Below are 14,545 nucleotides of genomic sequence, written 5' to 3'. Positions count from 1 at the left end.
TTATCTCAGAATTGCCCGCGCTCCTGGCGATGCGCGGGGGGCGGCTGCTCACTGATAAGTCAGCGTCAAGGTCACCGAGGCAAGCGCTGCACCAGCCCCCACCGGTGTAGAGGTCTGGTAGTAGCGCACCCGGTACGGCAGGGTATTCAAACCATTGGTCAGCCCGGCCAGTTGCCTGGTGCGACCGAGGTCGACTGGCGCACTGGTGGTGCCGTCGAGTACCTGCAAGCCCACCCCCGTTGCCGCCGCGCTCGACGTCAGCGCAAGCACCCCAGGAGCGTTGGAGCTGTGTGGCGTTCCGTCCATGCGCAGTTGAACGATGCCATTAGCGACCTTCTCGCACTGCAGAACGATGTCGAATGACTGCTCGCCCTGCGTCGACCCCACCCCTGAAAAGCGGTTGCGGTACACAGGTGCCAATGTAACCGTCTGATCAGGGTTGCCGAAGAGGCGACACGATGGCGGTGAAGGAGCGATCCTGGCGGACTGGATATTGACCTGCAAATAGCGGTTGTAACGAACGGTGCGCAGGGTCGCGTAGCTGCCAGGCGTGATGGCTCCAGTCCCTACCGTGGAGCCGATGGCAACCAGTTCGAGCTTGATTTCTCTCCATACGTCTCCTGCCGTCAACAGACCGGTGAACAGTGGCGGGATGGATCGCCTCCATTCGCTTCCGACGTAAAGCCCCTCCGGCTGCAAACTGACCCGATAGCCGACCCCCGGGACGTTGGTCTCGTAGACCCCCTGCAGCCCTGCGCTCGCCCTTTCAGCTACAAACGAGCCTGTGGCGTTGCCTTGGCCCAGCTGACATCTCAAGAGATAGAACGGATACCTAACCGGCTGTCTCGACTCCGCGAGCACCTGCCCCATCCGGGGCGAACCTGACGGGGCAATGATCGGGGTGGGGAAGTTGAACGTATAAACACCCTGATCGAAGTCGCTCTCCCATGAGCAGGTTGCATGGGCGAATGGTACTGCAGCGCCTAGCACCACCATCCACAGCAATCGGAACAAAGGATGCGTAACCCGCGACTTGCTCATAGACAGCTCTCCTTCAAGCCTCTAACTGGCGTCTGCGGCGCCCCCGGCGGCACACGGTAGGCCACTGTGCAGCTCCGGCCAGCACCCCAGCGGACGTTCAGCTTGCCTGCAGGTTCAGCACCTGCGACATAGGCCAGCCCCTCGGGACCGACCAGCCCCAGTTCCTGGCCATTGGCGCCGACAATTCGTGCTCCAAAGGGCAAGGGCTCCCCCTGCGCATCGCTCAGCCGCAACATGAGCCGGTAACCACTGCGAGCCTCGAACGGCGCCAGCACCACTGCGCCACGAGTCGGTACCACCTCCTGGGCCGCCGTCATGACCTCGACGTTCTCCCCCAGCCCGCTCATCGACAACGACAGACGATTGCTTCGGTAAGGCGTCAGGCTCGGCACTACCGCATAGCCACGGCCATCCGTGCGCACCCCCACCTGCGACTGCAGCGCCAACCCCTCGGCGTCGGGCACCCGTACCAGAGCAACGGTCTCCCCCAGTGGTTGCGACAGTGTGAGTCCATTGGCATGCGCCACCATCCCTCCGGACAGCTCGAGATTGGTCTGTTCATAGCCCTGCCCCTGGCTGTGCCCAAAATCGACCTGCCCATAACGCCCCTGGTAACCCAGATTGAGGCTGCCCCGAGAGCCTTGCTCGTCGGAACGATCAAAGGTCACGCCGTAATCGAGGCGATGGTCATCGAGAGCATTGCCGAAGACGCTTGCCTGCTGATAGAGACGCTGGTCAGCACCGCGTGAGACCGAATACATGCCCGAAGCGCCAGACGAGCCAAGCGGTATGCTCACAGAGATCATCAACTGACGCTCAGGAGCACCGAACAGCGTGCGGTACTGGTTGTAGTAGAGGTTGTAACTGAGCTGCCGGTAGCTGCCGGAGTAACCCAGCTGTACGAAGTGTTCCAGGTCGTTACTGCCCCAGTAGCGCTGCTGTCGGGCTGAGACGAACAGCGCTCCCCAACGCCCCATCGATTGCGACAAATCCACCTGCAACTCACTGCGGACGCTTGGAAACGACAGTCCATCGCCCTCCAGCGCCTGCATCTGCACCGCCTCGGGAAAGCTGTAGTACTCGGGACCAGAATAGCGGTAGCCAGTCATGCTGAAGGTCGTAGCCGTACGCTCCAGCGTCTTGCCATAGAGCACCCGCAGCGCCTGCCCGGAAAGACACCCCACTTTGCTACACGTGCGGGCATCTGAAAGGTCAAGGGACAGTGCTCCGAAACCCAGCATGTTCCTGCCTATTCCCAGCAACCCCGCCTGATAGCCCTGCCCTAGCAGCGCACCGCCATACAAAGAGAAGTCGCCAGACAACCCACGCGCAAGGGTGCCCTGGAAGAAGTAGGGGCGCAGCTGTTCATCTTCATACCCAGTGCGGTACTCCCCGGCGCTGACTTCATAACGCCAGCGACCATCACGCAGTAGCGTCGGCACCGAGGAAAAGGCCTGGCTGTAACGGACCTGACGGCCATCGGCCTCCAGAATGGTTACGTCCAGATCGCCACCGTTGGTGGTCGGGTAGAGGTCGTCCAGCGTGAACGGCCCTGGCGCGACATAGGCGCTGTAGATGATGAAGCCGTTCTGCCGCACCACTACCCGCGCATTGCTCTGAGCCACGCCGCGAATAGTCGGGGCATAGGCGCGCAGACTGTCTGGAAGCATCGCCTCGTCAGAGCTGAGCTGTACACCGCGAAACTGGAAACCCTCGAACAGCTCACCCAGGGTGTAGCCGTCGCCCATCATCAATTGGCCATTCAGCGCCTGAATATCCCGTTGGACATAGGTGCGCCCTGCCTGCCAACTGCCCTGGCCAACACTGTCACGGTTATAGGTAAAGTACTGACGCAAGCGCCAACTGCCCAGGTTGATCCCGCCACGCAAACGACCGAACAGCGTGTTGCCCGAGCCCCCCTGTGCACGCCCTTCGTCATTGCGCGCCAGGCTCAACTGATAGTCGAACAAGGCCGCGTCTATCCCACTGTCCCAGCGACTCGAATCGATCGACCCACGCGCCTTGCGCGACAGCGCCGCTTGCGGAATGCTCAAGCGCAGACGCTGCGCGGCCGCATCATAAGCCACACGGGCCTCGGGAAACGCCGCTTCCAAATCGATACAGGCCGGTGGTGGCGAGCTCATGGCAGGCAGGGCCGCCAGGTTCAAACCCCACTCAACCAACTGCTCGGCACTCAAACACGGCACTGCATCGCGCCCTGCATCGTGCTCGATGAAGCGAATGGTGAATCGCCCCAGCAGGTCATCGTTGCGCAGCACATCGACCCGGTACTCACCTGCCAACACCCGGCTACCGAAAGCGAACATCGACAGGTCCACGTCAGCCTGCCCACCACCCAGTTCGAGAAACGCCTCATTGAACATCGTGGCAACGGGCTCAGCGGAATGGACGAGCGCCGCGACCAAGAACGTCCACGCACACAGGCACCGGCCCAGAAGGCCTTGCCAAACCACGCGCACCTCAGAAGGCTCGTTTTTTTGAGCTGATCGAGGGATGAGATTCGACACGCACCAAGGGTACCTCGATGCGTTCCTCCTCCGAGAGGCCGCCGTAGTCATTGATGACGGCGAACTCCACGCTAACGGCTTGCGGCGCACCAATCGACGTCAGTGGGTACTCGCGCACTTCATAGGGAGGCACCATATCTGGCGCGATGTTTTCCATTCCCGGACGGACCCGCATCACACCGAAGGTCACATGATACGGCGTGGGATTTTCCACACGCAGCAAAACGCCACCGTCACGATCGGCCAGCACGGACCACTTCAACTCCTTGCGCGCCTCGACGGCACCACTACCGGCCAGCTTCAACGGACGGTAAAACAGCTTGATTCGCGTGCGGATGGCCAGTTGCAGCACGTTATCCTGCTGCACCTTTTCCGGAATCTCCTTGACGTTGATCCAGAACACCGACTCACGGTCTTGTGGCAGCTCATCCGATACACGCATCACCCGCAAGACGTTCTCCACGCTTGGGTCAAGCCGAGACAACGGCGGCACCAGCAGAAAAGGAGTGTCGTTACGCCCTTCTCCGGCGTCCACCCATGCCTGCACCACATAGGGGTGACTGTCCCCATTCTTGATAGGAAGTGAGGCCTCGCGGTTCGTCTCCTGAAAGATCACTCTTGTGGCCCCCACCTGCACGGCTGCGCCAGCTGACGCGCACGACGCAACGAACATGATGGGCACCGACGACATACGGATGAGCCGGCATAAACGGTTGAACAAAAACATAAGCCCCCCCAGAACGGCGGTGCGTGACAGCCAGGGCACGGAGCCCTACACGCAACCCAACTCCAGCGCAGGCAGGCGCTGGAGGGTGACAGAGCCTTTAGTGATAATTCACTGTGAACTGGGCCGTGGCGTTGGCAGCCCCCGGCTCGACCTGAGCCCGCGTGGCTACATAGGCCGCGTAGAATTGCAGCTCGCTGTCTCCTGGTCGTAGAGGGATGGCCATGCTGCCATTTCCAGGTATCACGCCGACCCGCTGGCCGCCTTCCTCTGTGTAAATTTGAATACCGACACCAACCGCGCCTCCCGTAACCGCCATCAAGCCCGCGTTGAGCGGATCTCGCGGTGCGTTGAAGGTCACCGATGCCCTTCTGGCTGTCGGGACACTGCAATCCGTCAACTTAATGGAGAAACTAACGCCGGGAGAGCGAGCGCCAATTGCTGTCAACGTGTTGACAGAAACCCGCCCCAGCTCCACGGTTTGATTCGTACTGCCCGTCGCAACCACGCAGGCCGCGTCGACAATCGAACCGTTGAAGATCACAGTACCATCCCTAGCAAGCACCCCCTGTGCAGCTACAGCCATGGCCAACGCGACAGCAGCTTTGAGCGTGGTAATAGCGTTCATAAAATCCTCCACCTATGTGCTCGTAAACTAACGATTGTTGTAATAAGGCATATTTGCCAATAGCCGAGAAATGATCCCAGAACACTCACAACCAAAACATAGGGATAGCCCCAAAACACAATAGGAATTAACTTATTTCACAAGAAACAGATAGGACCATCCTTATAGCAACTGATGCATACCGGCCAATTGCAACAACGACCCTAATCGAACACACGCAACGAACCGCGCCTAAAAACAACGACAGCGTCACCCCATGCAACTTATTCGCATATCCGCACGCAAAACTTCCGACACGACAGACAAGACTAAAGTAGTGTTCAGCGGATAAACGAGACAGGTTGACTGAACAGCGTCGGTCGAACTCAGAGCGGGTCAACCCGCTCAAGGCGATAGCCGTAGCCATAGATAGAAGCCAGGCACCAACCATACTCGGACGACAGCTTCAGTTTGCTGCGCAGGCGATAGATCATGGTATCCAGCGGGCGCGAGGAATAGCGCTCGCCTTGCGGCCAGAAACGGTCATAGAGATACGAGCGCGACAGCGAGCGGCCGAGATTTTCCATCAGGCAACGCGCCACACAATACTCCCGCTCGGTCAGCAATGTAGCACTGCAGTCACGCGTCACGGTGCGCCCGGCGTCATCGAACAGCAGGTCGAAGTAGACATGAAAGCGCTGGACCTGGCCCTCGGCGGCCTGAATGCGACGGCGATTCACCACCAGAATGCGTGCATGCAGTTCATATTCGCTGAACGGTTTGTGGATGAAGTCCTCGGCGCCAGCGTTGATGGCCTTGACGATATCTGCCCCCGAGCTGCCGCCAGTCAGCACAATGACCGGAGGGGGTACTTCAAGGTGCTCCTGCACCCAGCACAACAAGGTGTAACCGCTCATGCCTGGCAGGCACCAGTCGATGATCAGCAGGTCGAAATTCTCGCGTTTGAGACGCCGCAGGAGGTCCTCCCCCGAACTGAAGCCGTGCACCGTCCAGTCGAAACCGCTCGCCCTGGAATAGCTACTGATAACCTTTAATGCCCGATTCAGACAGATCTCTTCATCATCCAAGACAGCTATCCTCATGGACGCCCCCTATTATTATTAGTAACAGCGCCGCGAATCTATCGTTCAGAGCGCACTCGGATTCGCCCTAGAATCTGAGATAGTGTTACAAGCAGATACCGAACAATATCACCGCTGTAGCATTAAACCGGGAACTTATTGAGTTATAGGCCCTAGCCTATTGATCTATAGGTTTTCACCTAGTCCTTAGTCCTAGCTTTAACCACGAACTTCCGGAGCACCGTCTCCGATCACCGGGCACTGTTAAAACCTGGAGCAACAAGTATCTGCAGCCACCTGACCACATACTACTCGGACGATTTCACAGCACCCCAACGACACGTTACGACGGCAACTGAGCAAGTACAGACCGTACTTTGGCCAGAAAAGACCGGAATACTTCAGATGCTCGAAAAGAAACTGCGTATTCTGCTTATCAGCGAGAAACCTGCGACAGCCCGGGGCCTGGAACATGCACTGAACCGGCTGGGCTACTTCCGCGTGACTGCCATCGACTCGCTGGTCGATGCCCTGCCACTGGCCGACTCCATCAAACGGCGCTTCGATCTGATCCTGATTGCCCCGCACATCCGCCGCAACGGCAAGGCTCGGCAGCTTGAGCAGGCCCTGAGCAGCAATAGGCTGGCAGACAATCCGGCAGTCGAGGGCCCTCCCGTCGTCAGCTTCGTCTCGATCATCACCGGCATTCGCGAACTGCAGTGCCTGATCAGCCGCTGCCAGCCTGCTTACGAGGACTGATCAGCGGGTCAGGCACGACGGCAGCGCTAATCGCCACAGATCAGCCGCGTCAATTTCTTCTGCGAAACATGACACGAGATACGGCAGCGGGGCCGATTCGCCCTACAATCGCCACTACCGAATGCCGTCAACATCCGACTCGAAATCGTTCATGGACAAGACCCTATTGCTGCAACAGGTGCTCACGCATCTGCAGGCTGACCTGGAGCAGGCCCACCAGGCGGCGCTGAGCGCCCACGAAACGGCTACCCATGAAGAGAATGTCGCCGAGAACAAGTACGACACCCTGGGCCTCGAAGCAGCCTACCTCGCCAGTGGCCAGGCACGCCGCGTCGAGGAGCTGCGCCAGACACTGATCACCTGGCGCCAGCTGCGCCTGCGGCCCTTCGACGAGAACCAGGGCGTCGAACTGGGGGCACTGGTCCAGCTGCTCGATGCGCATGACCAGGTGCGCTGGCTGTTTCTCGGCCCCCAGGGCGCCAGCATGAAGCTGCAGCATGCCGGCCAGACGGTTCAGGTGCTCGGCAGCGCCGCGCCACTGGGCCGCGCCTTGCTGGGCAAGGTGCCGGGCGACCAGATCAGCGTACCAATGGCCGGCGCGGCACAGGATTTCGAGGTGCTGAGCGTCGAGTGACGGGGAACTATCTGGGCTAGGGTTGGTAGAGAACCTTATAGCCACCACCGTCCGGGAGCTCAGCATGGAACCGCCTGTTCACGACCTGTCTTCGCTGTTCAAACAACTCGGTCTGGCCGACGACAGCGCCAGCATCGACGCCTTCATCAGGACCCACGCGCCACTCCCCGCTGAGCGCAAGCTGGCGGACGCCTCGTTCTGGACCCCGGCACAGTCGGCCTTCCTGCGCGAGGAGATCCTCGAAGACGCCGACTGGGCGGAGGTAGTCGATCAGTTGAACGTGCGCCTGCGCGGCTGACGCGTGAACTAGGTGCCGCTCATCTCGCGCCAGGTGAGGTACATGCGCAGGTCGAACTCGATCTGCGCGTAGCCGGGCAGCATGTAGTCGCAGAGTTTGTAGAAGGCCTTGTTGTGCTCGGCCTCCTTCAGATGCGCCAACTCATGCACCACGATCATCTGCAGGAAGACTGGTGCGGCATCGCGAAACAGCGAGGCCACGCGGATTTCCTTCTTGGCCTTGAGCTTGCCGCCCTGCACCCGCGAGATCGCCGTATGCAGCCCCAGGGCACGATGGGTGAGATCAAGGCGATTGTCATAGAGCACCTTGTCGATGCCGGGCGCGTTCTTCAGGTGCTCCTGCTTGAGCGCCATCACATAACCGTAGAGCGCCTTGTCGCTCTGTACGTCATGGCGTCCGGGATAGCGCTGCGCCAGGTAGCCGCCCAGGCGGTCATCGGCGATCAGCTGGCGGACCTGCTGCTGTAACTCGACCGGATAACCCTGTAGATACTTCAATGATGCCGCCCCACGCGTGACTGGAGCACCAGTGTAACGGATGCCCGCCTATTCGCTCGGCAGTACGCGCAGTATCCGCCCCTGCGGATTGTCGGTCAGCAGGTAGAGCGCCCCGTCAGGCCCGCTGCGGACATCGCGGATACGCTCGCCCAGTTCCTCGAACAGCACCTCCTCGCCAGCCAGCATGCCATCGCGCAGGCGGATGCGCCGTACGCTGCGCTCGGCCAGCGTCGAGGCGAACAGGTCTCCCTGCCAGTCGGGAAACAACTCACCGCGGTAGAGCATAAGGCTCGACGGCGCGACCGATGGCGTCCAGTGCAGCAGCGGTGCGACCAGCCCCGGCAGCTCGGTGTAGGGGCTGACCCTGGCGCCGGTGTAGTCGACACCGAAGGTCGCCAGCGGCCAACCGTAGTTGCCGCCCGGCTCGATCAGATTGAGTTCGTCGCCACCGCGAGGGCCGTGCTCGTGACTGTACAGGCGCCCCTGCTCGGCGTCGAAGAAGATGCCCTGCACATTGCGATGGCCCAGGCTGTAGATCTCCGGCGCCGCGCCCTGCTGCCCGAGCAACGGATTGTCCTGCGGCACGCTGCCGTCACGGTTCAGGCGCACGATCTTGCCGAGGTGGTTGGCGGGATTCTGCGCCTGCTCACGCCAGTCGAAACCATCACCGAGGGTCAATACCAGCGTGTTGTCCGCCAGGAAGGCGATGCGTCCGCCATAATGCGCGGCGCCGGCCTTGAGCGGCTGGGCGGTAAACAGCACCTCGAGATCCTGCAACTCGCCATCCACCATGCGCGCACGTATCAGGCGCGTGTTGTTGGCCTCCAGTGAACCCTGGGCGTGGGTCAGGTAAAGCCAGCGGTTGGCGCTGTAGTCCGGATCCAGCGCCACCTCCATCAAGCCGGCCTGGGCGGCGATGAACCCCTCGGGCACGCCCGCTACCGGCTCGGGGTCGAGCCGGCCATCGGCCTCGACGATACGCAGGCGGCCGACGCGCTCGGTGACCAGCAGGCGGCCATCCGGCAGGAACGCCATCGACCAGGGGTGCTCCAGCCCTTGGCTGAAGGTTTCGATGCGGTAATCGTGCGCGGCCAGCGGTGCGCTGGCGAACAAGGCGCCGAGCGCCAGCACGCGGAAGCTGTTCAACATGGGCAGCGCCTTGTCACTGAGTATCGGAAGTAGTCGGCTGCGTCCGGTAGCGCACCCGCCGGCCCAGCAGGCCAAACAGCAACGCGCCGGCACTGCCGCAGGCCATCAGGGCCAGGGTCCCCAGGGGATGGCGATCAGCGGCGATCAGCGTCGGCATGGGCGCCAGGGTGTTGGCCAGGGCCAGCGCCAGCCAGATCGCAGTGGCGCCTGCCACGACGAGAATGGCCCAGCGCAACGACGGCAGGCGCCGCGCCAGCCAGAGCGAAAGCGGCAGGGCGACGACAAAACCCAGCCCTGCCAGCAGTGCGAAAGTGGGGGCAAAACCGAGCAGATCCAGGCAGGTGGTGCCGAGGCGCACATCGAGCGGCACGGGCGCCCCCAGCGCTTGCAGGGCCGCGAGATTGCTCTGCGTCTGAAAGATCGAGGCAAAGGCGCTGGTCAGCAGCACAGCGAGGGCGAAAGCGAGCAGCAGGCGCGGCATGAACGAGGTTTCCGGAACGGCAGTGCCCGAATTATGGCGTAGGCCGCCCGTTGCATCGGCCTGGGTGTTTTACAGGGTTTTACCTGATGCGCCGACCTGCATGGCAAACGGTGGCCATGTAACCGACCAGGATGCCGCAACAAAATCGCGCCGCGAGTGCAGGCAGCGCTCAGAACGAGCAATGACTCCTGCCGCCATGACCGCGCCGTACGCTGCACCAGCCATCAGCACCGCCGTATTGGTGCCGTGCTGCCAGCCCGCCGTGGCGCGGCTTGGCCGCCTGCGCTGCAGCGACATGGCACTCATTCCTGGTGCCAAGCATCGCGAATGGCACCACGTCGTTTTCCAGTGGCAACCTGCTTTCGCCAACGACAAGCGCTGATCGGCCGACTGAAGACGCCCCCCACATCAACGAAGGATCTTGCCCTGCACCAGAGCAAACAGCTGATTGCGAAAATTGATGCCCAGGCGGTCGAAGGCCCGATTGCGATAGGTCTTGACCGTACTCTCCTTCAGCCCCAGATCGACTGCGATTCCAGCATGGGTCATGCCCTGGAGCAGCCGCATGCAGACCTCCAGCTCCTGCTCCGTCAGTTGTGGGCTCTGGCGCAGCAATACCTGCCGCCAGTCGCCGGCGTGCTCTACGCGACGACTCATTGCCAGATGTCCGCGCAGCAGTTGCAGCACAATGGGCGTCAGCTGTTCGAATGCCTCAATCTCATCATCCGGAAAGTAGCCGGCCTCATGATGACGGTAGAGGTTGAACAGCACCGGTACGCCCTGGTCGTCCCAGGAAAGACCGGACAGGCGCTCGCTCATGCCGTTGCGCAGGTAGACGTTCTGCCGGTACGGAGCGAACTGGATGTCCTCCGCAAGAATGTGGCCAAGCAGAACCGCGCCATCATGTCGCTGCTCACCCTGCATGCGTGAAAACAGCTGGTCGTGACTGTGGAACTGCTGCGCATAGGCATGCCAGCAACGCCAGACCAGCCGTGAGTCATGATGACGGGTGCCGGCCATCAGCATGCTCGGCTGCGGCAGGTCCATGCGCATGACACAGAAATGCTGGGAACTCACCCAGTAATCCAGGCAATCGAGCAGTGACGAGGAAAAGCGCTCACTGCCCATCAGGCCTGTGAGTTCGACGAACCGCTGCAGGTCAAGCCCTGGCGCCGTGCCGGTGGACGACCAGACGTCGATCATCGTAGTCCCTCCTGAGGTGTTCGGCAGGTAACGGCATTCTGCGTCCACATCCGCTCTGACGCCAGCTGCACCTGTCCACCTCTCGGGGGGCAGAGACATCCGATCAAGTCGATAACCTGAACGACAGCAAGCCCGCTGCCTGGGCTGACGAACAGGTACAAGAACAATGAGCAACGTAACCGAAAGCCTGGTGCTGAGGGTGGAGCATGTCCGCGCCGAAGCCAAAGATGTACTTGCCTTCGAACTCGCATCCCTCGACGGCTGCGACTTGCCGCCCTTTACGCCGGGTGCGCATCTAGAACTGCAGCTGCGCAACGGAAAGATCCGCCATTACTCACTGCTCAACGACCCTGCGGAGCGACATCGCTATGTAATCGCTGTTGGCCTCGCGCAGGAAACACGCGGTGGCTCACGCTTCATTCATGAGTCACTGCGTCAGGGCGACACCTTGGTGGTGAACGGGCCACGCAACAATTTTCCACTCGATGAAGAGGCATCGCGCTACTGCTTCGTCGCTGGTGGCATCGGTATCACACCGATCCTCTCGATGATTCGCTGGTGTGTGCGACATGCCAAGGAATGGCGACTTGTATACGCAGCACGCAATCGCACCCGCGCCGCCTTCTATGAAGAACTACTGGCTCTCGACCCTCAGCGCACACACTTTCACTTCACGGACGAACACCAGGGCGCGCACCTGCCAGTGGGCACGCTGGTCACCTCGCTTGAAGACGATGAACAACTTTACTGCTGCGGCCCCGAGCCGCTGATGCAAGCAGTCAAGAGCGCTAGCTCGACAATTGCCAACCGCGTGCATTTCGAGTGGTTCACGCCACCCGAGCTGCCACAGCCAGAAGTGGTTGGCAGCGCAGGCTTCGAGGTCGTGCTGCGGCGCACTGGCAGATCCATCCAGGTATCGGACGACCAAAGCATTCTTGACGCGCTGGAAGCAAATGGCGTCGAGGCGCCCTTTTCCTGCCGTGCCGGCATCTGTCGCACCTGCGAGACAACCGTCTGCGCCGGCACACCGGACCACCGCGACCATGTGCTCTCCGAAGAGGAACGGGCAGCAGGCACGTGCATGATGATCTGTGTTTCCCGTGCTCTGGGCCCCTCGCTAGAACTCGATCTCTGACCATTACCGCCACCCAGGTGGCCCAAACGGAGACTCCAACCATGACTCTGCCTGCTGAAAATCTAATCCTCAGCTCACGCAAGGCGGCTAGCCAGATGGCCACCCGAGACACGCCGTTCGTATTCAACGAATGGTACGTGGCCGCTTTTGCCGCTGATGTCGGCCGCGAACTGCTACCCCGTACCTTGCTGGGCAAGCGCATACTGATGTACCGCACCCGGGAAGGTACGGCGATAGCGATGGATGATCGCTGCGTGCATCGCTCATACCCGCTCTCCAAGAGCACCCTGGACGGCGACACCATCGTCTGCAACTACCATGGTTTTCGCTACAGCGAGCGTGGTGAGCTGATCGAGGTGCCCTCGCAGAAAGCCTGTCCCCGGGGAATCGGTATTCGTACCTACCCACTGGTCGAACGTGGCCCGCTGCTCTGGATCTGGATGGGCGATACGCGACTCGCCGACGACAGCCGAATCCCTGACCAGCCCTGGACAGCCGATCCTACATGGGAGTGCTCGTCAGGCTACTTCCACCATCCAGGCAACTACGTGAGCATGCATGAAAACCTGCTCGACCTGACGCATCTGCAGTTCCTCCACGCCAACACCATCGGTACGCCGGACTATGCCAGCGCCCCCTTCGATCTGGATATCGAGGAGGGCCACTACAAGCTGATTCGTCGTGTCGTGCCCACTACCCTGCCGGCGGTCTGGGCCAAGACCACCAAGATAGAGGGTCCAACCGCCGCGCGCATCGTCACCTCGGAGTTCATCAGCCCTGCTCTGCACAGGGTCAGCGTCACCTTTTACGATACAGCGTTACCAGAGCACAGCCGCCCGATCTTCCACATCCATACAGCCCATGTTCTTACCCCAGAGACGGAACACACGATGCACTACCACATCATCCACGGACGTGACTTCGCCCAGGAGGATCATGCACTGGGCGAATTCATGCACGAGCAACTGTTCGCAGCCTTCGAGGAGGACGTCGAGGGGCTCGGGACGCTGGAAGAAGTGATTGGCGATGTCGACGAGAATCACTACGAGATTTCCGTGGCCAGCGATGCTCCGGCCGTGGCCATGCGCGTTTACCTCAAGCGACGCGCAGCGCTGGAAGCGGCAGCTCGCTCCACACCTCGGGTAGCCGGATCTTCCGAACAGTTCCGGCCCTGATTCACTCTTGCACGCAGACCACTGGCTTCCGATTAGAACAAAAAGAGAGACCACGCCATGAAATGCCTAAAAATCCTTTCCTTGCTTGCCCTCAGCGCCGTTGCCTCCGCCAGCCTGGCAACCGAGACCGTAACGCTGAAAGTCGCTCATTTCCTTCCTGCGGTTTCCAACGCTCAGCGCAGCGTGATCCAGCCCTGGTGCGACAAGATCGCACAAGAATCGGACAACCGCCTCCGGTGTCAGATCTACCCGTCAATGCAATTGGGAGGAACTCCAGCGCAGCTGCCCGACCAGGTTCGCCGAGGTGTGGCGGACATAGTCTGGACGGCACCAGGCTACGCAACCGGCCGTTTCCCACGCAGCGAGGCCGTCGAGCTGCCATTCATGCTGCCGGCCAATGGCGAACTCGGCTCCAAGATCATCTGGGAGTTCTATGAGCAGGCGTTGAAAGACGATTACACCGATTACAAGGTACTTGCCCTGCACAGCGATGGCGGCATGCAATTGCACAACAGCAAGAGGGATATCGCCTCGCTTGCCGACTTCCAGGGTGCCAAGCTGCGCGCCTCGACGCGCATGACCTCGCGCCTGCTCGACTCTCTCGGTGCCACTCCCGTCAGCATGCCGCCGGCACAGATGACCGAGTCGATGTCCAAAGGTGTGATCGACGGAGCGCTGGTGGGCTGGGAAGTGGTACCTGCGCTGAAACTCGATGAAATCACTCGCTTTCACTCCGAGCCGATGAACGGCCAGCCAATCTTCTCCACCACACTGCTCAGCTTCCTGATGAACAAACAGCGCTACGAGCAACTACCGGATGACCTTCGCGCGGTGATCGACCGCAACAGCGGCTTGTCGCTCTCCACCACGTTCGGCGCGAGCTGGGACAGGGAAGCGGCACGTGCCCGCCAAGTGGTGCGCGACAAGGGGGCGACGCTCACCACGATCGACGATACCGACTACCTGCAGATGCGCGAAGCTGGTCAACGAGTGACCGAGGCCTGGTCGAGCGAAGGAGATGAAAAAGGAATCAACGGCACCTGGCTGGCCAACACCCTTCGCGACATCGCCAAGGCCAACGGCCAGAGTTACTGAACCAAAGCCCTTGCCATGATCCACTCGCAGCGACGCAGCCAACGATGACGCGCCCCTCGAAATGAAACACCCCGCAAAAGCTTCGCCTTTGCGGGGTGTTTGGGATCAGAGCCTCAGCCGCGACGCTTGCGCGGTCG

Annotated in this window: 16 protein-coding genes; 6 read left to right on the top strand and 10 right to left on the bottom strand. The window is 60.9% G+C overall.

Annotation, left to right across the window (positions count from 1 at the left end):
* Positions 1-48 precede the first annotated feature (48 nt).
* The 5 genes from JLK41_RS02190 to JLK41_RS02170 form a co-directional block, all read right to left on the bottom strand.
* Positions 49-1,041 (bottom strand): fimbrial protein, encoded by a 993-nt coding sequence (locus JLK41_RS02190; protein WP_210390245.1) that lies wholly within the window; start codon positions 1,039-1,041, stop codon positions 49-51.
* Positions 1,038-3,569, bottom strand: coding sequence for a fimbria/pilus outer membrane usher protein (locus tag JLK41_RS02185; RefSeq protein ID WP_210390244.1), 2,532 nt, complete (start codon positions 3,567-3,569; stop codon positions 1,038-1,040). The genes JLK41_RS02190 and JLK41_RS02185 overlap by 4 nt, the downstream gene beginning before the upstream one ends.
* Complete coding sequence (locus JLK41_RS02180; RefSeq protein WP_134676158.1) at positions 3,523-4,296, bottom strand: fimbrial biogenesis chaperone; 774 nt, start codon at positions 4,294-4,296, stop codon at positions 3,523-3,525. The genes JLK41_RS02185 and JLK41_RS02180 overlap by 47 nt, the downstream gene beginning before the upstream one ends.
* Positions 4,297-4,393: 97 nt before the next feature.
* Positions 4,394-4,921, bottom strand: coding sequence for a fimbrial protein (locus JLK41_RS02175; protein ID WP_037050046.1), 528 nt, complete (start codon positions 4,919-4,921; stop codon positions 4,394-4,396).
* 365 nt (positions 4,922-5,286) lie between these two features.
* Positions 5,287-6,003 carry a response regulator transcription factor gene (locus JLK41_RS02170; RefSeq protein ID WP_037050049.1) on the bottom strand — a complete coding sequence of 239 codons (717 nt, stop codon included), beginning with the start codon at positions 6,001-6,003 and terminating at the stop codon, positions 5,287-5,289.
* A 384-nt stretch (positions 6,004-6,387) separates the two neighbouring features.
* On the opposite strand from JLK41_RS02170, the gene JLK41_RS02165 reads away from it, so the two are divergent.
* The 3 genes from JLK41_RS02165 to JLK41_RS02155 all read left to right on the top strand — a co-directional run bounded on the left by JLK41_RS02165 (position 6,388) and on the right by JLK41_RS02155 (position 7,673).
* Positions 6,388-6,741 carry an ANTAR domain-containing protein gene (locus JLK41_RS02165; RefSeq protein ID WP_037050052.1) on the top strand — a complete coding sequence of 118 codons (354 nt, stop codon included), beginning with the start codon at positions 6,388-6,390 and terminating at the stop codon, positions 6,739-6,741.
* 151 nt (positions 6,742-6,892) lie between these two features.
* Entirely contained in the window at positions 6,893-7,375 is a 483-nt protein-coding gene (locus JLK41_RS02160) for a GreA/GreB family elongation factor (protein WP_037050054.1), read from the top strand.
* A gap of 64 nt (positions 7,376-7,439) precedes the next feature.
* Entirely contained in the window at positions 7,440-7,673 is a 234-nt protein-coding gene (locus JLK41_RS02155) for a DUF2789 domain-containing protein (protein ID WP_037050056.1), read from the top strand.
* An 8-nt stretch (positions 7,674-7,681) separates the two neighbouring features.
* Here JLK41_RS02155 and JLK41_RS02150 read toward each other — a convergent pair whose 3' ends face one another.
* The 5 genes from JLK41_RS02150 to JLK41_RS02130 form a co-directional block, all read right to left on the bottom strand.
* Positions 7,682-8,170, bottom strand: coding sequence for a YgjP-like metallopeptidase domain-containing protein (locus tag JLK41_RS02150; protein WP_037050059.1), 489 nt, complete (start codon positions 8,168-8,170; stop codon positions 7,682-7,684).
* Between the two features lie 48 nt (positions 8,171-8,218).
* Complete coding sequence (locus JLK41_RS02145) at positions 8,219-9,319, bottom strand: PQQ-dependent sugar dehydrogenase (protein ID WP_210390243.1); 1,101 nt, start codon at positions 9,317-9,319, stop codon at positions 8,219-8,221.
* Between the two features lie 13 nt (positions 9,320-9,332).
* Positions 9,333-9,800 carry a hypothetical protein gene (locus JLK41_RS02140; protein WP_210390242.1) on the bottom strand — a complete coding sequence of 156 codons (468 nt, stop codon included), beginning with the start codon at positions 9,798-9,800 and terminating at the stop codon, positions 9,333-9,335.
* Between the two features lie 69 nt (positions 9,801-9,869).
* Positions 9,870-10,097, bottom strand: a complete 228-nt coding sequence (locus JLK41_RS02135) for a hypothetical protein (protein ID WP_210390241.1) — start codon at positions 10,095-10,097, stop codon at positions 9,870-9,872.
* A 111-nt stretch (positions 10,098-10,208) separates the two neighbouring features.
* A complete protein-coding gene (locus JLK41_RS02130; RefSeq protein WP_244976465.1) occupies positions 10,209-11,102 on the bottom strand; it encodes a helix-turn-helix transcriptional regulator in 894 nt (297 codons plus the stop codon).
* A gap of 67 nt (positions 11,103-11,169) precedes the next feature.
* Here JLK41_RS02130 and JLK41_RS02125 point away from each other — a divergent pair, with 67 nt between their 5' ends.
* The 3 genes from JLK41_RS02125 to JLK41_RS02115 are packed head-to-tail and all read left to right on the top strand — an operon-like array spanning position 11,170 to position 14,408.
* Positions 11,170-12,138, top strand: coding sequence for a PDR/VanB family oxidoreductase (locus JLK41_RS02125; protein WP_210390240.1), 969 nt, complete (start codon positions 11,170-11,172; stop codon positions 12,136-12,138).
* Positions 12,139-12,179: 41 nt separating this feature from the next.
* Positions 12,180-13,313 carry an aromatic ring-hydroxylating oxygenase subunit alpha gene (locus JLK41_RS02120; protein WP_210390239.1) on the top strand — a complete coding sequence of 378 codons (1,134 nt, stop codon included), beginning with the start codon at positions 12,180-12,182 and terminating at the stop codon, positions 13,311-13,313.
* 57 nt (positions 13,314-13,370) lie between these two features.
* Positions 13,371-14,408, top strand: coding sequence for a TRAP transporter substrate-binding protein (locus tag JLK41_RS02115; RefSeq protein WP_210390238.1), 1,038 nt, complete (start codon positions 13,371-13,373; stop codon positions 14,406-14,408).
* Positions 14,409-14,545: the final 137 nt, after the last annotated feature.

It is taken from the genome of Ectopseudomonas khazarica, from assembly GCF_017915135.1.
In the GTDB taxonomy this organism is placed as follows: Bacteria; Pseudomonadota; Gammaproteobacteria; order Pseudomonadales; family Pseudomonadaceae; genus Aquipseudomonas; species Aquipseudomonas khazarica.
This window is presented reverse-complemented; position numbering and strand designations above follow the sequence as displayed.